Raw genomic sequence first — 23,624 nt, forward strand, 5'->3', positions numbered from 1 at the left:
CCGTTAATGAGGCCACTTCGATTGTCAGAAATGACGCAACAATGACAATCTGGCGGATTGAACACAGGCGAGCGGCAGGTGACCTGCTTCGGGAGATTCCGAATTCGTCTGCCAAAGTTGTGCCCAGTCATACCAGTCTGTACTGGATCGGCAAAACAGCACGTTCTCCACAGACGACGTGCCGATTCCGTAGGTGATTGCCAGCGGGGCGGGTGACGGTCGAACCCGATGGGGCCGGTGCATATCGATGTTCACCTCTCGATCGAATCGGGCTTCGGGCCAGACGATGAGTCCGGCGGAACACACATCATAGGGATGAACCGTTGTCAGGTTGCGTTCGATCTGCTCCCGTACAATTTCCGCGCCAGCCTTGCGATAAAAACCCAGAAGAGCTGTGTCAAAACTGTGCAGCTGTGCGGGACTCACGTTACGTAACAGCCCCCGTTGCCCAACCGTTACAACGATCCAGTGACCTTGTTCCTGCATCAGGATCTGAATTGGCGGGCCATCAATTGAATCACTGTTAAGTGTGATGAGAATACTGTTGCAGGATATCCGGACACCGGCGAGATGCAGATCTGCGTCCCGCCACACCGGACAGGACTTGAGCAGCCGCAGCAGATCGCGCTGCACGAATCGACACAGATCGCGTTCTGCCCGATGAAGTGTATCCTGCCATGCGCGCCGCTCACTGAACCGCCTGAACGAAGCCGGCTGTCTTTCCAGTTGGCGCAGTCGCGCAAACGCTTTCGGAATTGTGCCGGAATGGAACCCGGGTCGTATCAGACGACCAACCGTCTCTCCGTAACTGCCAACGGGAATCGGCTGCAGTCGTGTCACACGGTTTGCCTCATACAGCCGCCAGTTTCCCTTCAGTTCCCAGACGAGAAAACCAAAGACGCCGGGAAACAGAAACCAGGTGGCTCCCACCACGAAATCCGCCTGGACCGTGCCAATGAAGTTGCTGAGGAGTCCTCCTGCCTTTTCGATCACAAAGGGTGTCAACGGCAGGATGATTTTATGAGCGACAGTGACGACCGGAAAATGCTTGATCGGGTTGACCTGCGGTTCAATCAGCAGGTTCACGTAAATTCGTATCAGGAAAACGATGAACGACCAGACGACTCCTACGACAGCCTTCACGATGACTGACAGCCAGGACTCCTCGCTGTGAAAACGTAACCATTCATCAACCGCATAGATCAGCCTTTCGACGCCGGAAAGCGCCCATTTAAAGAAGTCAACAATCCAGTCGAATGCGGCCATCACAATCCGTGCGCGGAGGTTGTGCCAGGTGCTTCCCAGCCATTCTGCAACCAGCTCTTCAGTATCACGGCCCAAACGGGAATTGATTGCAATGCTAAGAACAACTGTTACGGCGACCACCATCCAGATGTTCCATGAAGCCAGATAACCCGTCGCCCCGGCAACAATGCCGGGGTTGACAATGTAACGTCTGGCAGCCATGGTCAGCCTGCTGCGCCAGATCCCGCGAACAAGCGGCATTTTCAGTACTCGCTCCGGAAACTGCCAGGCAACCAGATGAACGACACTCCAGGCTGACCGCAGCAGAGCGACCAGAGTACGTCGGAAAGCCGGAAGGTGAATCAACGCCATTAGTGCCAGCCCGATTGCCACGATTAGTGGGAAATGAGTGGATGGCTCAGACGGATAGTTATCGTGTGTCCCCGGCGTCGCGGGACGTTCAGTGATCTCAGTCAGCTTGCTGTGATCGTGTACAGCATCAATCGTTCCCGCAACATCTGTCCGATCGGTCTCATCTGTGGACGGATCATCATTGCTCTCAGATGTATCCGGAGTCCGTTTGGTTCCGGGGACCTCAGGCGGGGCCGTGGTTAGAGAAACGTCAGATTCGGAAACTGAGGTGTCTACTCTGTCTGCATCAGACATTCCGGTGGAAGTGTCGCTGATTCCTTCGATCACATGGCGGGCACCTTCCACAATGATCAGCGATCCGCCAAACGGGATAACCACAAACAGGGTCAGGAAGCGGCCGACGTTTGTTCCAAACGCCAGAGAACTGACTCGCTGCAGCCCTCGGAGATAAAACTCGCCCCGGCGATAGACGCCGTCCAGTGCGACATCCAGTTCATCGTCTGTACGCAGCAGGTGGTCGCCCCGAAACAATTCCCGCAGATGAGTGAGATCGGCAAGTTTCAGATCATTACGACTGATTGCGTCACGCAAATAGCCCATCGTGAGATAACCACGGTGAGCGATACAGTCGAGTGATTCTTCGATAAGTTTGTCAAAGGCAACCTCTTCCGGAATATTACCAGGCCGGAAACCAACTTCGCGGAGAGTCTGACGAAGTGTGGGGCGAATACGATGACGCATTTGATCTTCCGCCAGATCCGCAGCTTCATGCAGAAGGTTGGTCAGTTGTTCCCTTTCCCTGCCGGACAGACGGATGTAGACCAGTCTCGCTGCCGAATTAGCCAGATGTTTGGCCATCATCACTTCGCGAATGTTGGTGAGAGGGCGTCGCAGCGAACGTTGTCCTCGCGAAACGATCCACTTAACGAGATCTACCTGATAAGTGACCCGTTCGTAATCCATACAGACCTTTTGAAGGTCATGCAGTAGCTTCTTATCGGTATTCCAGAATCCATGTGTTGCGTTGCGGAAAAGTTCCCGAAGTGACTCGTGCCATGCATCTTTGTCGTTCACATCAAATTTCAGCGCCCGCTGCAGGCGGGCCACCAGTGTCCCAATGTCTTCTTCTGCCGATTCCAGAGCATTCTCACGCAGTTCATTTGTGGTGGCAGATTCCGCTCCGTACATCGCAGCGAGTCCGGCCGCCACTGTATTGCCTCTCTCAGTTGCACGTTGGCGACGGCGTCGGAGTCTTTGAAATCGGCGTTCTGAGGGGCGGACCGGGCCACTTTCAAACCAATCCTGGCGAACACCCGACAGCTGGGCTTCGTCCAGCACGACCTGAGATGTTGTATCGGGGTCCGGTGCGCCGGTCAGACGCGTAACCTTGTACATCAAATCCGGGTCGATCCGGACGTCGGAAATTAACTCCTCCGGGCTGCGCCGGGTTAGTGAGGGAAACCAAATCGGAATCAGGTCTGGTGCAAATCGGTTGAATTCCCACCAGATCGCCATGAATTCACCAAAAGCCTCCATCCGTGATTCCGGATCGATCAGTCGGTTTTCGCTGGCCAGCACAGCATGGACTTCGTCAAACTCGACCTGGCCAATACGGTCGATGTGCGATTGAATCTGCGCTCTTGTCAGCTTTCCGGAATCCATCAGAGCACGGACGGCCCGGTCAATCGCTCCGTGGAAAAGCCGTCGCCAGACGAGAATCATCTGGTCCTGTGTAGAGGTTCCGGTCACCTCATGTTCTTCAGGAACTGCAATGAGCAGGACCGGGTCGGGCAGTGATTCAAAGGAATCCAGCCCCAGTTCGTCCGGATGGGTGAGTTCACGTACGTCATTTGCCGAAACAACACAGACTTCTGTGTGTGGAATGCGGGGTAACAGACGTGCAAAGTTGCCCAGTTCCCGAACCAGTCTTCGAGTCACCCGGGGTTCAACTAAAAACGTACCGGTATCCGCCTGTCGAACGGCCAGCCGAAGTTGCGACGTTGTATTGTCATCAAAATGTGTGAGATCCGGAGTCACCACATTATTCCTCGTTGAATCCGTCCGGAAACACAATATCCGACGCAGCCAGGCAGCGTCCAGTTGTCAGGGCAGGAATACTATGGTTGGGGAGAGTCAAGGGAGACTGAGGATCGTGATATCGCCCGTTTGGTGTTTGACAAACGCGTCTCTCGACGGGTAAAACAAAGGACTCGGTTGTGCGGGGATGCCTGATTGGTGTGACCTGCGGGGTGGATTTTTCGTTGCCAGCCTCTCAGTGGTTCTGAGTGTGGCTGGGACAGAGGCCTATCCACTCTGTGTCCTGCGCCGGATATTAGATGTGAGGTCAGTATGAGGTTTGTGACAACAGTTGCTTTTGCGGTCTGTATCGGTGTCTGTGGATTTCCGACGAATGCCGTCGCGGGCTGGTGTTTTCCGGTTCCTTTTTTTGGAGCCTGGGGGGCCGGCTATGCGCCATTCTATGGGAATTGCTGCGGGGGCAGTGGCTGTGGTCCGATGGGCTATGCCGTTCCCTGTCGTGTCGGTTATTACGGGGGCTCTGTATGCTGTTCATCGGCTTGCAATTCTTCCTGTGGCGTCGGATGCGGGGCTGATTGTGGTGCGGCCTGTGGGACTTCCAACGGCTCCGATAAGCTGCCGGATCCGGCCCGCGATCCGGGTTTTCCGGATGGTGTTGACGACGATGAGCGAAGTAAAGCAGACCCTGGTTGGGACAAACAGGATAACAACAGTGACAAAACCCGGAACCGTGACGGATCCGGACGTAACGGACAGGAACAACTACGTTCGGATGAGGATAAGCCCGAGTTTCTTCGGCGAGGTAGAGGTAACAGTACTCCGAAGGATGCCGGGAGCCTTAACGGACTGGAAGCTGAGGACGAGCGGTCATCGGCCGACGATGATTTCGGCGTTGACGGTGGATATGGTCGGAGATCACCCTTCGAAGCACCTGCCGAGAACTTTAATTTTGATAGCGATGATGCGATCGACATTGATACGCGGAAACCAAAGCAGAATGAACCGATTTACGACACGGAGTCAACAGACGAAGGTGCCGAGTCTGAATCCACAGAAAATAGGGATGACGATGTTTTCGCCCCTCCTGCTGATGCCGAGACACGAATCCGGGGTGACCTGTTGCGTGGCGTCCTTTCAGAGTCTCAGGCTCGTGTAAAACACGACATGTCAACTGCAGATTTGCGACTGACTTTACGAATTCGTCGCGCTCGACAATCGCCTTCGGTCCTCTGGACAGGCAGGCAGAGCACACGGCAACGGTCGTTGAACTGGATCGGGGCACCGGTGCAGGATGGTCGCATGAGACTCTGACCGACATGTCTGATGTTTCCGCAGACGTTGTGTCACGTGATAAGTGAATTCTGCAGTGACTGCAGTGTTGTCGGACATTGCTATGTGAAACTGATTCGGCCATCGGGTCAGGTTTCGGCAGTACTTGGCCCAGAAGTGGCCGGTCTGCAAATCCAGTCACTGGGAGAAAACGGGGGGCCTGAAACAGACGTTCCCGTGAACTCAGACGTACTCCGGGCCGGATCGTATTTCCGGAAAATGATGTTTTTGGGCCAGGAGATTCCGCATGAACCGTGTACACCGAACTTTGATCAGCGTGGTACTCGCGATGATCATGCCGGCCTTGGCATGCGCACAATCGGTGGTCAACCGTAAATACGGTCAGTCCGACAAATTTCGACAGTTAACAGAAGTGCTGCCCACGCCCAACTCAGTGCGGACTGCTTCAGGTGCTCCTGGTCATCAATACTGGCAGCAGAAAGTTGACTATGACATTAATGTGACTCTGGATGATGAACACCAGCAAATTTCCGGTGAGGAAACGATTACTTACCGTAATAACTCTCCCGATACGCTTAAGTATCTGTGGCTTCAGCTGGATGCCAACAGGTTCCATCCTGACTCGAACAGTAACAGGCATCAGTCCGCAGTAATCCGGGACCGAATGACATTCGATCGGCTCCGCGCAACATTATATACGCGTCGATTCAGGGGGGGGTGTCGCATCAGATCGGTGACGAGTGCTGTGAATGGAACCAGACTCGGGTATCAGGTCGTCGGCACACATATGCGTGTTGATCTGTCTGAGTCTTTGAAACCTGACAGGGAGTTCCGGTTCACTGTATCCTGGAAGTACAATATTCCGGACGCAGGGATAATCCGAACTCGTGGCGGGTTCGAATTCTTTGAGGACGACGGAAACTATATTTACGAAATTGCCCAGTGGTTCCCGCGTCTCTGCGCCTATTCCGATTCGGAGGGCTGGCAACACAAGGAATTTTTGGGCCGAGGTGAATTCTCACTGGAGTTTGGTGACTACGTCGTTCGAATCACAGTGCCGAATGATCACATTGTGGGGGCCACGGGTGAGTTGCTGAATTCTGAGCAGGTCCTCACAAAAAAACAGCGCAAAAGACTGGAACAGGCACGCAGCGCAGATGCTCCGGTATTCATAGTGACCCCGGATGAAGCAAAGGCTAATGAAGCAGAACCCGGCACAGGGTCACGAACGTGGATCTATTCTGCAAACAACGTTCGTGACTTTGCATTTGCCAGTTCGCGTAAGTTTATCTGGGACGCCTGGGGCCGCAATATTCATGGCAACATCGTGATCGCCATGTCGCTGTATCCGAATGAAGGAGAACCGTTGTGGAGTAAATATTCGACACATGCGATTGTTCATACTCTGAATGTGTACTCCAGGTATTCATTTCCATATCCGTATCCCGTGGCCTATTCGGTGAACGGTCCGGTCTACGGGATGGAATACCCGATGATCTGTTTCAATGGTCCGCGGCCGGAAAAGGACGGAACCTATTCAGCACGTACCAAATACAGTCTGATTTCCGTCATCATCCATGAAGTGGGACACAACTATTTTCCAATGATCGTGAATTCAGACGAACGTCAGTGGACATGGATGGATGAAGGTATCAACACGTTCCTGCAGTATCTGGCTGAAGTCGAATGGGAAGACAGATATCCGTCGCGGCGGGGCGAACCGAAAGACATTGTCCGTTACATGGCCAGTAAGAATCAGGTTCCGATCATGACCAATTCTGAATCGATTCTGCAGTTTGGCAGCAATGCTTACAGCAAACCGGCCACGGCCCTGAATATTCTTCGTGAATCCGTGCTGGGTCGGGAATTATTTGACTTTGCTTTTCGTGAGTTTTCTCAGCGATGGATGTTCAAACGTCCCGGTCCGGCAGACCTGTTTCGCACGATGGAAGACGCTTCGGGTGTGGATCTGGACTGGTTCTGGCGCGGCTGGTTCTATACGACGGACCATGTGGATATCGCCGTCACCAGTCTGCGACGTTTTAACATAGACTCGGGGGACCCCGAAGAAAACAGTCGGCTGAATAAGGAAACACGGGAGGCGGAACCGGAGACGCTTTCTCGCCGGCGCAATGCCGATTTGTCAAAACGAACGGATCTTTATCCCGATTTGTCGGACTTCTACAACGCGTTCGACGAGCTGGATTTTACGAAAGAGGAACTGCAGGAATACAAAAAGATGTTCAGTGATCTGGAACCTGACAGGAGGACACTGCTTAAGAACCGTCAGAATTTTTACCTGATCGATCTTGAAAATCGCGGCGGGCTGGTCATGCCGGTTGTGCTGCAGCTGAACTACAAAGACGATACAACCGAAGAGCTGCGACTTCCGGCTGAGATATGGGTCCGAAACTCGAAAAACGTGTCGCATCTGGTTGTGAGTGAGCGGGAAATTGTATCTGTACAGCTGGATCCTCGTCTGGAATCTGCTGATACCGATCTTTCCAACAATATCTATCCACCTGAAATTAGCAGGAGCCGTTTTCAGCTCTACAAAGAGAAAAAAGAAAAGAACGAAATGCAAAAGGCAGGATCTGGCTCAGATGACGACAGCGATTTAGAGGCAGAAGAAAACTTATCGGATGAGGAGAGTACAGGGTCGTGAGATGTTTTCTGACGCTTATTCTGCTGGTTGTCGCGGGGGCCGCAAAGACGGACGCACATCCGGGGCACACACAGTTGACGGAAGTCGAATGGAATCCTGTCTCGGAGCGTTTTGAAGTGGCCATGAAGCTGGATGCGGCCGGACTGGAAGACAGTCTGTCTGTTCAGACCGGTAAGCGGTTTCGGCTGGATATGTCAGAGGATATCGACAAAAAACTTGAAAAGTGGATGTCGAAGCACTTTCAAATCACGGACCGTGATTCCACCCGTGTTGGACGGGTCCGGTGGATCGGACGCGAACTGCAGCGTCAGACGGTATGGCTGTATTTTGAATATCTTCCGGCCAGAGGGGGCACACTGACACGACCTGCGGATATCGCGGAAAATGACGGCATCGGAGGAATTGACATGTCTCAGCTTCGGCTGCAGAATTGGTGTGTTTTGAACGTTCGACCGGAATCGGTTCACTACGTCATACTACGTGACGGAAAGAATGTCAGGTACGGGCACTGCAGTCTCGATCAGCCCGTTCTGGAATTAACTGCTCAGCCGTATCCTGTCTCCGGAACGCAGCGCTCACCAGTCATGATTCAGGGGCACTGACCGACCAGCGATTGCGATTCTTTAGTTAGCCGCTAGGCTGTTGTCTCTGACCGGATCCTTTTGACATTTGACCGGTTTTCACTTATCCGGTGTTTCTTTGATATGAGTTTCTGAAGCTACGCCGTGACCGTGGAAACAGGGGCGTAACAATATGTCCGGATTACCGGACGGTTCGCAGGATTTTAATCTATGCCATCTGCATCTGATGTGTTTGCTGCCGCATCCGAACAGGGTCGGATGACATTTATGCCGTTTATCACTGCGGGCGATCCGGATTTGGACACAACGGCTTGTGTTCTGCGGGGACTGGCCGATTGCGAAGTCGATTTGATTGAACTTGGGTTCCCGTACAGTGACCCGATTGCTGATGGTTCCGTGATTCAGGCTTCATATACCAGAGCGCTCAGTACAGGAATCACAATCGATGGGATCTTTCAGATGCTTGACGGTCTTCCCACCGATACAATGCCACCGGTTTTTTCGATGGTGTCGTTTGCCATCGTCTATCGTTATGGCGTCGATGATTTTCTCTGCAAAGCCCGGGACTCCGGTTTCAGCGGGTTAATCATTCCTGATCTTCCTGCGGATGAAGCCGGGGATTTTTCACAGAAGACACAACAATACAATTTGGATCTCGTTCAGCTGATTGCTCCAACGACGACAACTGACCGTACCAGTACAATTCTGAGTGCAGCCCGTGGCTTCGTTTATTGCATCTCAGTGGCTGGTACGACCGGTATCCGTAACGAATTACCCGACGAACTGGCAGGTCAGCTCAAAGAGCTGCGTCGACAGACTACGCTTCCTCTTGCTGTGGGGTTTGGGATCAGTAGTCCGATACAGGTTGCGAAGCTGGAAGGATATGCAGACGGAATTATTGTGGGATCAGCGATCGTGCGGCTTATCTCTGAAGCGAATTCGTCCTCTGCTGCTGTGGATTCTGTCAAAGAATTCGCTAGAGGTATGAATGCCGCTGCCGCTGCAGTTCAACCGTCCTCAGGTCGTTGAAGGTTCGGTCGCTGCAGTCGGCTCACGGTCCGTTTGCAACTACCTGGTCCAGCCGGGTTCGTTACTCTCCGCTGCCAATCGGGACGGAGACGAACCGTGACAGCATGTCGCCATCGCCACTCCTGGTTCGCACAAGCATCAGCACCTTATCAGAACCTGTCACTGTCTGAGCGGACCGTTCCAGATCGTCTACGTTTGTGATACTGGTGTTGCCAATTCGACTAATCAACATGCCGGGTTCAAGTCCGGCCTTTTCTGCCCCGCTGTCGGGTCGCACGGAGGTAATCACGACACCTGCAGCCATTGTTCCGAGCTGTTCTGCAAGTTCGGCGGTGATGTTCTGAGCAGTCAGGCCGAACTCGTTGAATCGGGCTGTTGCATCAGATTCCACAGGTGTCTCTGTTTTCAGAGGAAGTGCAGCCAGGTCATTCGGTTTGACAGCCACTGTAATACTCAGTTCGATTTCCTGGTTGTTTCGCAGAACACGAACAGAATACGTCTGCCCGGCTCGCAGTCGTTCAACAAGTCCAATCAGATATCGATAGTTCGTGATCGTTTTGCCATTTACGGAAATCAGCACGTCCCCAATCTGAAAGCCTCCTTTTTCTGCAGGACTGTCGACGATGACGTCTGTGACAAGGATTCCCTGCGGAACCGAAAGATTCAAATGTTCAGCCAGAGTGGCGTCGATCTGCTGCATACGGATTCCCAGATACGCTCGTTGTACGCTTCCGGATTCCACCAGCTGGTCGGCAACCCAGCTGGCTGCTGTGATCGGGATCGCAAAACCAACTCCGTCGTATCCTCCTGATGCGGTGGAAATTGCCGTATTGATACCGATGACCTGTCCATGAAGATTCACAAGCGGACCGCCACTGTTTCCTGGGTTAATCGCTGCGTCGGTTTGCAGGAATTCCTGTGTGGTTTGAGATCGCTGCAGTCCACGTGATTTAGCACTGATAATGCCCTGAGTCACAGTTCGGTGTAGTCCGAAGGGGCTACCGAATGCGAGAACCCAGTCACCGATTTCCATTCCTGCATCATCGCCGAGTTCCAGAAAGGGCAATTGTTCATCCACTGTGATTCGGACGATTGCCACGTCGGAGTCATCATCGGTACGAATATCGGTAGCGGAGAACTCTCGACCGTCACTGAGTCGAACAACGACTTCTTCTGCATCCCGTACCACGTGACTGTTGGTCATGATCACGCCGTCGGCCGATATAATGAATCCGGAGCCTTTTCCACCAGGTAATCGTCGCCGACGCTCCATGGGGCCCTGTTCCAGAAACTCACGAAATTGCGGACTATCACCGAAAAATCGTCTGAACAGTTCGTCGTCTCCGAATGGATTTCTTCGGTCAATCGTTTCACGGATGAGCTTACCGGTTGTGGCAATGGAGACAACAGCCGGCATGGATCGTTTCGAGACATGTCGAAATGCGTTGGACAGTTCCAGTGCATGGTCTGTTCCTGGAACCTTTTGAAGTCCGGATTGGGCAATCGCATGACCACCAGGTCCCAGCTGAATCCAGGTGACCGCCGACAGGACCAGTGCCGCACACACGGCGGAAAACACAGATGTTCGAGTCGTTCGAGTTGTCATTAGGATCTCCCCATATTGAAAGGTTTTATGTTTATGCATGAATTTCCCACTGAGACTGCGGGGAAAACCGATGGCTGGCCGGTAATACCAGTCAGTTGCCGAATCCACGGGGTTCCGTGTCAATTTTTCCGCGGGGTTCGGGATACTGATGGCTGCAACACTGTGGGACTTCTTCTATTCTTTTCGTAAAATTAAACAGAAACCCGTCAATTCGTGCCGCATTGCGCATCCGCGATGCGCAATTGTTCGAAGTCTGGCTGCTGTTCAGAGCCGTCGAATAGCTACAGCCGTTGGCCAGCGGATTCACAAAGCTATCGAGTACCAGGCCCGAATTTTGCAGAATCAGTCATCGTGTGGCTTAAGGACAGTTGCAGACCCGTTCATTTCCCTTATTTGACCGCAGGAAAAATGTCGACCGATCTCTCCAGTTCTGAACAAGTGATCAGGCAGATGAAACTGTGCGAGGAACGCATCGGTTACGAGTTTCGCAGTCAGACACTGCTGCAACAGTCAATGACTCACAGTTCCTGTGCGTCATCCCGACTGGATTGCAATGAACGCCTTGAATTCCTGGGTGATGCAATACTGGGAATGGTGATTTGTCGTTATCTGTATGAACAGTTTCCGGATCGACGTGAGGGACAGTTGACTCAGCAAAAATCAAGCCTGGTCAGCCGAACAACCTGTGCACGTGTGGCCCGTCGGTTGGGGGCAGCGGATCTGATTCTGGTGGGACGCGGACTCCAGGCAATTCCGGAATCCATTGATGCTGCTCTGGTCGAATCGCTGATTGCAGCAATCTACCTGGATGGCGGTATTGAGGCGGCTACAGCCTTTATCCTGAGGAGTTTTGACGAAGAGCTAAAAATTTGTACCAGCGGTGAGCCGGAGAATTACAAGAGTATATTGCAGGAAGAAACTCAGCGCAGACGCAGCATCGGGCCCACATATGTGGTCGTCGATCAGCGGGGGCCGGATCATGCACGGGAATACTGTAGTGTTGTTGAGTTCGACGGCCGGCAATTTGAGTCAGCCTGGGGACGAACCAAGAAGGAAGCAGAACAGAAAGCTGCCATGAATGCGTTACAGATAATCAATCCTGAGTTGCTGGTGGTGGATCCGGATTGAACAACAGCAGAATCCAGACCGTACCAGAGATCGAGTCGACAACAATGTACAGTACGCTCGGTACTGAGTTCACTTACGTACTGAAACACAGGAAACACTATGAATCGAAGACCCTGTAAAATCCTCCTGCGTCCGGATTCCGACGCTTTCCGATTTCTTCCGGAAGGTCCCTATTCGTGCCCTGACGGTCGACTCAGCTGGGTGGCTATTCAACATGGCTCTGAGTCGACCTGCGGTTCCATTCATCTGCTGGATCCGGTGACCTCCCGGGACGAATCATTTGAACTTCCGGGACGTCCCGGATTTGCGTTTCCTGCTGACCGACCGGGAGTGTTTGTGTGCGGTGCCGAACGATCACTGGGACTGTTCGACATATCCACCGGCATCTGGACAGAATTTGCATCCGGCATCGATACGGCGGTTGAAAATACGATCATCAACGATGGTGTTGTGTACCGCGGAAATTTAATCTTTGGCTGCAAAGACCTTGAGTTTGCATCTCCCAAAGCGGGGCTCTATCTCTGGCGTGCGTCTGACCACCAGTTGGTACAGTTGCGCAATGACCAACTGTGCTCGAACGGAAAGGCTGTCATTCAGAACGATGAGGGATTGTTGCTGTTTGATATCGATTCGCCGCGCAAAACAATTACTGTCAGTGAACTTGATATTCAGTCCGGTCAGACTGGTGAACCGACAGTGATCGTTGATCTGACGTCGGAGGATGTGTTTCCGGACGGAATGATTCTGACTCCGGACCACAAGAGTCTGATCGTGGCCATGTATAATCCTCAGGATGCCGCCTGTGGCGAAGCTCGTCAGTATGCAATCCACGATGGAAAGATGGAGTGTCTTTGGGAGTGTCCGGGAGCGGTCCAGGTCACGTGTCCCCAGTTGCTGCAGATGGATTCCGGTGTCAAACTTGTACTGACGACAGCGGTGGAACATTTACCGTCAGAACGGCTCAACCGTCAGCCAAACGCAGGCTGTCTGTTTATCGGTGACACGGAATTCGAAAGTATCGGAAATCAGCCCGTATTTCCAATCGGGACGCTTCTGCAGGAAGCTTGAGCTGTCGTACTCCTTACGCTGTATTCGGAGAAATACGTCATTGCATCATCTAAATGTCTTTAACGGCTGATTGCCGGAGACCATCAGATTCCGGATCTCCGTGACCTGTGTGGAGGTGGATGATGTGTACGTCCGTTACTATGGATTCTGCGTCGTAATGCAGTAGAACTGTGACACAACAACCCTGTGACTGTCGGTAGAGGCGGCTAACGCAAAGTTCCCAGATACGTCACAAGATCGGCGACCTGCTGAGCCGTCATGTCTCGAAACAGCAGATCCGGCATCATTGATTTCTCCTGCGAAAGTAGCTCTTCGATGTTTGTTGCCGGAATGTGATTAAGTTTGTTTGAGGCATCTTTGAGGACCACCTCATTTTCATCCTTACTGATCAACAGTCCTGTGATGACCAGACCGTCTTTGGTTTCAGCGAGATAATTGATGTACTTTTGGTCAATTTGTCTGGACGGATCGAGAATGCTTTCCAGTAACTGACCAGCGTTGAGTTTCTTTCCGATGGCTGTCAGGTCGGGACCCACTTCCCTGCCCTGCTGTTCGATGCGATGGCAGTTACGACACGATACGCTGTCTGACTGCATGAACAGCTGTCTGCCGCGAACCGGATCGCCGGTAAGTGACAGGATTTGCTCGGGTTTTACGACATTACCAAGTCGTTTTACACGATTGTCGACTGACAAAAATCGTTCAAACAGATCACGAACTTCCGGTTTACTGTGCCGTGTACCCAACTGAATCGTGGTTGCCGCGACTGTTGCAGATAACTCACCGCGATCCACAGACCGCAGCAGCTGGAGTGCCCCGGTTGTAGAAGAGAACAGTTGAATCAGACCTTCGGACTGTTCTGTCGCTGAATCGGCCTGCCGGAGCTGTTTGAGGTGCTTTGCATTTTGGATGCTGAACGGAGCCGGAGACTTTACCGTATCTTCCCGGGGCAGCTGACTCAGCCATTCCTGTATCAGAGCAATACCGTTGAGGTCGACCTCGGTTGAGCCAATTTTTGGCATTCGTCCACTGCCAAGCTTGGTGATGCGGTAAAACAAAACTGATCGGAACGGATCACCAGGAGTGATCACTCGGGCCCCATGGATGCCGAAAGTTCCCTGGGAAGGGCGGGCGTTGATCATCTTTGTATTGTCGAGTGGAAGGTCGAACTGCATTTCTGACAGGACCGAACCGCCTGCATGCATGCGGTGACAATGGGAGCAGTTGGTGTGGAGATACGCCCGTGCTCGATCCTCGACAGAGGCTGTCGTGTCAACCGGATTCGTCAGTTGGGGACTGTTCTCTGAAGGCGCGAGGGATTCGATAAGTCCAATATGTGTGTAAGTTTCCAGTTGAGAAGCTGAAACCCGACCATAGTTGTGATGTCGATTCAGTTGTGCTGTATTGAAGCCCAGAGGTGGACCGGACCAGCTATTGTGACATCGCTGGCATTCTGCTCGTCCCGCGAATCTCCAGGTCTGTTTTCGAATTCCGGCCGGAGCATCGGAATCGGCAATTTCGAGAGTGAATTCGGAACCGGACGCACCGACCAGCGTGGCATCTGTTTGTTCGATGTTCCACTTGTAGGTGTAAGGATTCCATACAGTGCCATCGAAGTGCAGAATCTGAGTTTCCACGCGGTGACGTGTAGCGGGATCTCCCTGCTGCATCTCGATTGATAACGTTCTGGCCAGTACGGAATCCTCTGGAAACAACCATTTTGCCCCATCGGGGCGGATGGAAAGGTCATCCGGAATGCCGACATGTCGTTCGGCCACAGCAAAATCAGCCCAAGGTTCGGCATTGATCGAATAGGGAATGACACCCGTTTCCGGCAGCAGTTGGTCGGTGGATCGAAACAGACCTGTTTCACTGAGTTTGTGCGGAAATTTTTCGGAAATGTCCGGCCGGGGATTGGGTACCAGTCGATTGATGGTTCCCGCCGCGTGATCCAGGAAATACATCTCTCCATCGTGATCTTCCCCAAATCCGGCAATACGGTGGGTTGTATCTGCGATCTCCTGATGTTCGACGACGTTTCCGTTTTCGTATCGTAAGCTCCAGAATTTACCGGTGTCGTAGTCACCGTAGATGTGATGACCGTAGAGCTCTTTTAGACGCGAACCGTAGTACGTGAGTCCATCTGTAATCGACGATGATTCGGAATGGGGATGTGCGATCGTTGGAGGCAGGATTGGTGTGGGCCCGCGCTGCCACTCCGGATTAGTTGAGGCTGGTCCTTCTTTGATAGCCCAGCCGTAGTTTCCTCCTCGTTCGACATGGTTCATGCTTTCCCACAATTCCCATCCCACATCTCCGACCCACAGGTCACCTGTTTTGCGATCAATGCTCATTCGCCACGGATTGCGAAAACCATATGCCCATATTTCACCGCGAACGTTTGGTAGACCGACAAACGGGTTATCCGCCGGGATGCGATAATTTTTTCCATCTTCAGCGTGGTCGATATCCAGACGCAGAATGTTTGAAAGCAGGTTGCTGACATCCTGGCCGGCCTTTTTCGGATCCGGTGGATTAGGTGCCCCGCCGTCCCCGGTGGAAATGTACAGGCATCCATCGTGACCAAACTTCAGACAGCAGCCGTTGTGCCCACCCGACCACCAGGTGAGGATTGTTGTTTCACTATTTACGTCGATTGTTGGTGGATCGGTGTCCGTCATCCGAAATCTTGCAACATGCGTTCCATCGTCCTGGTTCGATGCTTTGATGTAGCAAACGAAACAATAGCGGTTCTGCTCAAAATCCGGATGAAACGCGAGTGCATAAGTCTGCTGCACACCATCAATTTCTTTGGCAAGATCAATGACCAGATTCGCTTGTTTGACATCGGGATCATTGGGGAAAGAAAAGATTTTTCCGGACTGTTCAACGATGAAAATGCGATTGCTGCCAGGGGCGACGGTGATGTCAAGACAGCCGCTGAATTTGAGCGCTGGAAACGCACGTTCACCGACGTAGGGGAGTGGGGGGAGCGGTGAGCCTGTGATTCCTGACGTGGTCCAGTTCGCACGCTGCGGAATTCCGTATTCCGATATCTCGGCTCCTGACAGCTCTGTGGAGTTCAGTTGTGAAAACAGAGTGCACAACAGTAACAACACGCCTGTGATTCGAAACACAAAGACCTCACGCATTGGTTTAGCTTCGGCTAAAGGAAAATAGGAACTGGCCGTAAGAAGACCACTTCACCACCAGCGTCTGAGGGGTACAGCATGCGGGGTATCGAGGATTACTTTGGTTCCAGCTGACTATGGCAAAGTCACATCCCAGACCTTTGCGAGTCGTGCTTTGCCGGCCGGTCCCTGGACCCGAAGTGTCACGACAAACTGTCCCGGTTTTTCGAATTGATGGATTGGATTACGTTCGTTCGACGTTTCGCCGTCGCCAAAATCCCAGTTCCACGATGTGATCTCCCCCCAGGAGTGATCATGAAATGCTACCGTCCGTTCCTGCCAGCTGATCACGTTGAACGACCAGTCTGCCTCAACCGGTTTGCGGAGATTCTTTTCGATCGGCATCAGACGAAACGCAACCAGATCCGAGGCGTTGCCGTACATTGTTGTCTTGTGTGAGAGGTTCCAGAATCCAGCGTATTGATCTGAATTTTCATCATCATAGTCCAGGACAGCCCACGACAGACCTAACACCTGATCCTCCGTAAGTTTCGTTTGCACGGCCCGGGAGGGGTCGGGTGGCGCGTAGTCAAAGGGGGTGATGAAAAACTCGAGAATCAGGCGTCCGCTTTCAGCGTGTTTGAAGTTGTATTTGTAAGCAGCATTGGCATATGGCAGATCTTTGATCCACGGCTGGCATCCCCACACCATCGTCCAGTCCTTACCTTCGGCAGGCGTATAGATGTGGTAGTTTTGGGCATGAACTCCGTGGAAGAGGAAATGCGTACTTAAATCGGCGCGCAGCTTTTTATTGGGATGCATAGAGCGGATAAATGGTCCGCCTGACAGGTCCCCGTCGACAACAACTTCAAAAATATCGTTGTGCAGATCGGTACGCCCGAAATCCCAGTAGTCGTCGGTGGCGTCATAAAGAAAATACAGTTGATTAAGTCCCTTGACCCAGCCGACTTTGACCGATACCTCCAGATTCGTTGGGTCATGACGGTCTTCGAGACCTTTTACGGTTTCACGGAGCTGCCGTTGTCCGATCTGGTACGAATCAGGAACGATATCCCAGTCCTGGGGGTCGCCGTCAATCCTCGGAATCCTGTCAGACGGAAACTGGAAGATTCTGAATTCAACGTCCGGTCTTGCCAGTGTGCGGAGTTTCTCAGGAGCATCCTGCGCTAATACATGGTTGGTACACACAAAGACGAACAGTGCGCAGACTGCCGTCGTTCCCATAGCCGTATGTCGCATGTTCAGTCTCGTCAAAGCAACTCATAAATCGGTCGACCGCTGCCGACGATGCTGACGGGGCGTCCACTGGCATCTTTGAAGTGTGTGTCGAGTGAGATGCCGAGTGTATGGTAGATGGTGGCCAGAAGATCCAGTGGAGTAGTCATACGCTCCTGAACGGCACCGCCCCATTTTTCACTGGCACCAACTATACGACCTCCCTGAATTCCCCCGCCTGCCAGCAGGACGCTGAAGCAATTGGACCAGTGGTCTCGTCCTGCATGTCCGTTGATTCGCGGTGTACGGCCGAATTCACCTACGCAGTAGATAATGACGTCATCCAGCATTCCCCGATTGTCCAGATCCTGAACCAGTGTTGCGATGGCGCGGTCAAGCGGAGGCAGATGCTCTTCCAGTCCTTTTTCGACGTTGTCATGGTGGTCCCAGTTGCCGGTGTTGATGTTCACGCACCGGGCGCCGGCCTCAACCAGTCGTCGGGCAAGCAGGGCACTTTGTCCGTAGCGATGGCGTCCGTATTGATCTCGCAACGCTGTTTCTTCGGCGGTCAGATCGAATGCAGCCCGCATATGATCCCCGGTTACCATTTCCAGTGCCTGTGTCTTGAACGTATCGAGCCCCTCCATAATGCCGCTGTCATCGACGTCGCGACGAAGGGTATCGAATATGCTGAGAAGGGAACGCCGAGAATTAACGCTGTTCGATGTCAGACCGGCGGGCAGCGACAGATTTGGAACTTTGAAGTTGGCGGCATTGGGATCAGTACCCACTTCGAAAGGGTTATGAGCCTTGCCCAGATAGACCGCTCCCTGATATCCGAACGCTTCAGACTTTGGAATGCTGACGTAGGCTGGCATGGGAGGCTGCCGCGACCCGAGTGAACGCCCGATAACAGATCCGAATGACGGCTTTTGGGCCGCATTTCGTGCGAGTGTGGGGCCAAAGTAACCTGTCAGCATCCAGTGTGCGGACGGTGCATGAATCCCGTTCTCGTGATGAACCGATCGTACGATCGAAATCCGATCCATCACGCTGGCCTGCATTGGAATGCGTTCGCTGAAAATGACCCCGGGAACCGCTGTCTTAATCGGGTTGTAGAATCCTCGATAATCGACCGGGGATTCCGGCTTCATATCCCATGTGTCCTGCTGACTGATACCACCATCCGTCCAGAAGACGATGATTGACTTATTGCTTCCGGGATGTCCGGATTCTGCAGCCTGCGCTTCCAGTCTCAGCAGGTCGGACAGTCCGAGTCCAAGGACAGGTGCACCAATCTCCAGAAAGTTTCGACGAGTGACGCCCGAACAATTTCTAAATGAGTTGCCTGGGATTCGCAGCATGGCCGGTTCTCCGGTGCCGGGTTCAGTGATTGAGCAAGAATTCGTTGGTTGCCAGTAATGACCACAGCAAATCTCGGCATGCTGTGGGGCGATCTTCCTGAGAATCTATAAATGACACGGCTGCTTCCCGTTCTGACGCAAGAGGGTACCTTGCCAGCATCGTCAGAAAACAGTCCGTGACCACGTCTTCGGTAGTGAGTTCGCCGGAAGCCAGCTGGCTGGCGTACCCGGGCTCTGCGGTCAGTTTACGCTGGATTTCCGTTGAATTAACAAGCTCGAGTGCCTGTGCGAGAGAGGGGGAATCCACCCGCTCACATTCGCAGGCCGACATGCGTGACGGCCGACCGAAGACATCAAGGAAATGCGCTGCGACATTTTCATCCGGCAAATCGATCGCTCGGATACCGGCAGGCATCCCTGGAAAACTGGTTGGCACTTCCAGTGCCTGGCTGATGCCGTCCAGCAGCACTTCAGCGGTCATTCGCCGGGGATAGAATCTGGCAAACGACTGTACGTCACCGGCGTTACCCTCATTGGGTGATGAATCCAGCAGATACACATAGCAGCCCGTGATGGTACGAATCAGCTGTTTAACATCGAATCCGCTGGCAATGAAGCCATCCGACAGGGCGTCAAGCAGTTCGGGATTACTGGGGGGATTCGTACTGCGGGCATCATCGATTGGGTGCACAATCCCACGACTTAGAAAGTGTGCCCAGATGCGATTGACCATCGTGCGAGCGAAGAACGGATTGTCGGGACCGGTCATCCACCTTGCCAAATGAACACGAGGATCTGAAAAACCATCTGCTTCAAATGCAGCTGCGCCGAGAGGTTTCGGACTGAGCAGCTCACCGGAGCGCGGATGTTTCATTGTTCCGTGCGACTTTACATAGATGATTTCGTTGGTCGGAACTTCTGCATCTGCGAATCCACCCTTTCTCCCCACACGTGAAAAGACCGCGGCCAGGCCGTAATAGTCTGACTGCGTCCAGCGCTCGGTTGGATGATTGTGACACTGTGCACACTGAATACGGACACCCAGAAAAGCCTGAGCCACAGATTCAACGTACTCCGGCGTCTTTCGCACGGTGCGGTACCAGATCGTGGGAGGATTCTCGTTCTGGCTGCCACTGGCGGCGATGATCTCTGCGACGAACTGGTCATATGGTTTATTGGCGGCAATCGAGTCACGAATCCAAGCGCCAAATAACGTTGTGCCGGGCCGTTGTTTACTGGTCGAATAACCGGCGCCGCGGTTTTGCAGAATGTCGGCCCATTTCAGGGCAAAATAGCTGGAATACTCAGGACGTGCCAGAAGTCGATTGACCAATCGATTACGCTTGTCCGGACGATCGTCATTCAGGTACTCAGTGACTTCGTCCTTTGTTGGCAGTGTCCCGCAGATGTCTATCGTCAGTCGGCGGATCATTGTAGCGTCGTCTGCAGGTGTAGACGGAACAACTCCCATGCGTCGCCACTGCTGAAGCAACAGCCGGTCGATCTCCGAATTGCTGAATTTTTGTTCCAGGACGTCTAGTTGTTTTTGTACAGCAGCCATTTCGGAATCACTCCGTGCGAACGGAAGTGCTGCGTCAAACGTTACAATCTTTTCTCCAAACCGAGCCATCACCGACACCAGGCCTGATTGTGATGTTGTTGACACGAGCCCGCTGGAATCAACGGTTGCCACATCGGGCTGGTTCGATTCGTAGACAGTCTGGCGGGTAACATCACGGGACGTTCCGTCGGAAAAGAACGCGGTCACATTCAGTTGAATCAAAGACTCGGCACGGAGCGTTTTGACTGGGGATGCCAGTTCGATTCGAACCAGTTGCGGATCATCAGATTTTGGTTTAGCCGCACCCTGTGCAATCCAGGCAAGAAGGACGTCGTAGTCCTCACTGGATTTTTCCAGTCGCTGACCGCCGCCGTGTGGTGTTTCTGATGTTGCTTTCATCATCAGAAGACTGTGCTCCGGTGAGGCCGGAAGCAGCCGACGTCCTCGGGCGGCCTGGACAATTGCCTGGTGGTCGAATTCAGGATCGAATCCGAAAAGAGACAGTTTGAAGCCGTTTTGTCCGGTCGCTTTACCGTGACATCCCCCGCCGTTGCAGCCGAGTTTCGTGAGTATCGGAACCACATCCGTGGCAAAATACACCGGACGTGAGGAACCGACTGACGGCAGCGGTTCACTGGCGTGCGTCACAAGGTGCGTGCTGCACAGCAATACGGTGACAGACAGGACTAGCGAAAAGATTTTCCAGCTGCGGACATGTCGCTGAAACTGTTGCGGCACACAGAAACCCCTGTGAACCCGAAACACCGGAGCAATTGGTACCACCGCCTGGTCAGGAATCCGGCATTCAAAATGTCGCATCGGTTTCTGCATCAGTCCGTAATCTCCATTCTCACGAAGTGACTGCCATGATAAACCACTTCATCTTCAACAACTCCGACTGCAAACAACCTGAGAAACTGCTGGTCACCGAGAGGGGCGTCGTTATTGACTTCGATCTGAATTGAAGCCCGGTCCGCCTGACCGGTAGACGTTACTCCGCGACCCCTGAGACCTGGCACGTTTGTGATGACTCCTGCACTTGCCAGTTCTGTGTGCATCTTACCAATAAAACCGTTCAAACGCCTGACATGATAAGGGACCTGAACGATTTCACCCCGTTTAACCTGTGTATCAGCAAAAGGGGCAATAGTCAGCAGCAGAGCTGGTGGATTAACCTCAATCGTAACTGGATTACTGAAAATCGTGACGGTTTGGGGAGTTTTGTCAGCGTTGGGAACGGTTGTTGTTGCTTTGATCGCAAAGGAATAGTTGCCCACCGGCAGGTTGGCGGGAAGATAGAAACTTAGATAACCGAGTGACTGACCGGCTGGAATTGTCACGGTTTCATTCCTGATTGAATCCGGCATTCCCACACCGATCAATTTCACAGGGGATTCGTGAGTGGCGTCCTGTCGGTCAATCTGTACCGCAATATCGACAATTCCTCCAGGTGAATGTTTCGGTGAAAGCATTCCATAAATGTGATGGTCAACCGGCTGGTGTGCGTCGGCGGTGATCCGGATTTTTGCCTCTCCCGCAACAGCCATTTGCAGGTTCGAAACGATGCGCCCGCGCGGATACGGAGTCACCGGTGAGGTGACTGCGCCACCCAGTACGCGACGGGATACGGCAGGAGTGAATTCGGACAGAGTTTCAAGCTGCAACTGATCACGAGTTACGCTGGCGTTACGGTCGGCAGAGACCACACCAACTGTTCGGCAAACTCCCGGGCCGAACCACACATCCGGAAAATCGATACCAGGCGGGAGGTGAGAGGCCGTCACTCGGATGGAGCCATCGAGACCGCGTTGTCTGATGGCAATGAGGTCCAGCAGAAAACGACCGTTATGGCGAACATTGATTGCTGCTCCCGGACTTTCATGTGGAACGGCAACAACCTGCACATCGGGTTCCTCACGTCGGATACTGAGGCGGTAGACGCGTCGAGGATCTGCAGAGACGCCTCCGGTGACATTACGGACGACGATGAGGTAACGACCGTCCTGTGGGCACACGAAGCGTCCGGCTGGATCCGTGTGATCTGTACGAAAGGCACCGCCAAGGTTCTGAACTTCATCTCCAAAGGTTGCCAGTTCACGGGGAACTGGGGAACCCGATGCCTCAACGATACTGATTTGCAGATCCACGGGCGACTGCAGGCGGTTTCCAAACGCTTCTACGTGAATCACTTCACCACGATGAGCAGTAAAACTGTACCAGTCCTGTTCGTCACCGACGACTAACTGACCACTCACTTCACACGGGACCGATAGTTTCTGTGCTGAACCGGTGGAGTGATTAGGGAGATCGTTGTGTGTGACCGGGACATCGGTGAGCCCAATTATCACCGGAGCATGACTACCCGGATAGTGGTAAGCAAAGGAATGTGCTGCAACCAGAGACTGTGCTGAAAGCAATCGAGCCGGTAGACGTTCTGCCGGCCATGTGAGCGAAGCCGGCAGATCCACCTCAATACTGTCCATTCCTGTCTCTGCAGAATCTTGGACATCCGAATGCAGATTCCAGCCGTACAGCCTGACACGTGATGCTGTACCCCGCTCCACAACGCAAGGAATCGCAAAGGCCACTCGCGGACCGCAGTCAACGGCTAGGCGGTAGATATGACGTTCATTTTCTGAGCCGGTCAGATCGCTAACCGAGACCACATACGCTCCGTCCCTGGGGACATGAAAGTCGATGAGAGGATCTGTTGAGAAGTAGCCGCGGTTTACGGCCAGGCGTTGTCCCTTAGTATCCATAACCTCCAAAACAGCCCGAAGGGTTGAGTCAATTCGTTCAGCGTGACACTCGATAACCACACGTTGTCCTGCCGATGCCGTGAAAACGAATCTGTCCGCATCGTTTTTGCTGTTGATCCGGCCATTGATCACACAATTCAGCGGAATCGACTGAGGCTCTGCAACAGCATCATTGGGTTCAACTTCAGTGAACTCATCACGGTTACCGATCATAAATGTCCAGGGAACGCTGATCCCGTCTTTGCTGACGGCCTGGAGATCACAGTGCCCCGTAGGTGCATCCGGCGGAATCGTCAGTTGGAACCGAGATTCGCCCAGAGCCACACTGACTGCACCGGGAAGGCTGCAGTTCAAAGATGCCTGGTTCTGCAGATGGTCACCGCTGACTGTAATTTCGACGGTTTGACCGACCTGGCAGCCTGCCGGAAAACAGGACTGAATTGACGGAGCCGACTGCGCGACTGCGCGTTCCTGAATACACAGGAGTGACACAACGGACGCGAACAGCACTGTTCTCGCTATAAAACCGGAATACATCATCAGGAAATCTCA

The 23,624-nt window shown here is 53.0% G+C and carries 13 protein-coding genes; 6 read left to right on the forward strand and 7 right to left on the reverse strand.

Annotated elements, in window-relative coordinates; all coding sequences use genetic code 11:
* Window positions 1-24: 24 nt before the first annotated feature.
* The gene (locus MK110_08945; protein MCH2211416.1) at window positions 25-3,654 is read right to left on the reverse strand and encodes a hypothetical protein; all 3,630 of its coding nucleotides are present in this window, start codon (window positions 3,652-3,654) and stop codon (window positions 25-27) included.
* A 312-nt stretch (window positions 3,655-3,966) separates the two neighbouring features.
* Between MK110_08945 and MK110_08950 the strand changes: the two genes are divergently transcribed.
* The 4 genes from MK110_08950 to trpA all read left to right on the forward strand — a co-directional run bounded on the left by MK110_08950 (window position 3,967) and on the right by trpA (window position 9,219).
* Complete coding sequence (locus tag MK110_08950) at window positions 3,967-4,965, forward strand: hypothetical protein (GenBank protein ID MCH2211417.1); 999 nt, start codon at window positions 3,967-3,969, stop codon at window positions 4,963-4,965.
* Between the two features lie 265 nt (window positions 4,966-5,230).
* Entirely contained in the window at window positions 5,231-7,609 is a 2,379-nt protein-coding gene (locus MK110_08955; protein ID MCH2211418.1) for a M1 family metallopeptidase, read from the forward strand.
* Window positions 7,606-8,211 (forward strand): hypothetical protein, encoded by a 606-nt coding sequence (locus MK110_08960; protein MCH2211419.1) that lies wholly within the window; start codon window positions 7,606-7,608, stop codon window positions 8,209-8,211. The genes MK110_08955 and MK110_08960 overlap by 4 nt, the downstream gene beginning before the upstream one ends.
* Window positions 8,212-8,400: 189 nt before the next feature.
* Complete coding sequence (trpA, locus tag MK110_08965) at window positions 8,401-9,219, forward strand: tryptophan synthase subunit alpha (protein MCH2211420.1); 819 nt, start codon at window positions 8,401-8,403, stop codon at window positions 9,217-9,219.
* 61 nt (window positions 9,220-9,280) lie between these two features.
* On the opposite strand, the gene MK110_08970 is transcribed toward trpA, so the two are convergent.
* A complete protein-coding gene (locus MK110_08970) occupies window positions 9,281-10,825 on the reverse strand; it encodes a Do family serine endopeptidase (protein ID MCH2211421.1) in 1,545 nt (514 codons plus the stop codon).
* Window positions 10,826-11,233: 408 nt separating this feature from the next.
* Between MK110_08970 and rnc the strand changes: the two genes are divergently transcribed.
* A complete protein-coding gene (rnc, locus tag MK110_08975) occupies window positions 11,234-11,953 on the forward strand; it encodes a ribonuclease III (GenBank protein ID MCH2211422.1) in 720 nt (239 codons plus the stop codon).
* 99 nt (window positions 11,954-12,052) lie between these two features.
* Window positions 12,053-13,021, forward strand: a complete 969-nt coding sequence (locus tag MK110_08980; protein MCH2211423.1) for an SMP-30/gluconolactonase/LRE family protein — start codon at window positions 12,053-12,055, stop codon at window positions 13,019-13,021.
* A gap of 206 nt (window positions 13,022-13,227) precedes the next feature.
* Here MK110_08980 and MK110_08985 read toward each other — a convergent pair whose 3' ends face one another.
* The 5 genes from MK110_08985 to MK110_09005 form a co-directional block, all read right to left on the reverse strand.
* Window positions 13,228-16,173, reverse strand: a complete 2,946-nt coding sequence (locus MK110_08985; GenBank protein ID MCH2211424.1) for a PQQ-dependent sugar dehydrogenase — start codon at window positions 16,171-16,173, stop codon at window positions 13,228-13,230.
* 114 nt (window positions 16,174-16,287) lie between these two features.
* Window positions 16,288-17,412 (reverse strand): PKD domain-containing protein, encoded by a 1,125-nt coding sequence (locus MK110_08990; GenBank protein MCH2211425.1) that lies wholly within the window; start codon window positions 17,410-17,412, stop codon window positions 16,288-16,290.
* Between the two features lie 11 nt (window positions 17,413-17,423).
* On the reverse strand, window positions 17,424-18,752 hold the full coding sequence (locus MK110_08995) for a DUF1501 domain-containing protein (GenBank protein ID MCH2211426.1): 1,329 nt from the start codon (window positions 18,750-18,752) through the stop codon (window positions 17,424-17,426).
* Between the two features lie 22 nt (window positions 18,753-18,774).
* A complete protein-coding gene (locus tag MK110_09000) occupies window positions 18,775-21,144 on the reverse strand; it encodes a DUF1549 and DUF1553 domain-containing protein (GenBank protein ID MCH2211427.1) in 2,370 nt (789 codons plus the stop codon).
* On the reverse strand, window positions 21,144-23,612 hold the full coding sequence (locus tag MK110_09005) for a hypothetical protein (protein MCH2211428.1): 2,469 nt from the start codon (window positions 23,610-23,612) through the stop codon (window positions 21,144-21,146). The genes MK110_09000 and MK110_09005 overlap by 1 nt, the downstream gene beginning before the upstream one ends.
* Window positions 23,613-23,624 lie beyond the last annotated feature (12 nt).

The sequence above is a fragment of the Fuerstiella sp. genome, from assembly GCA_022447225.1.
Taxonomy (GTDB): domain Bacteria; phylum Planctomycetota; class Planctomycetia; order Planctomycetales; family Planctomycetaceae; genus S139-18.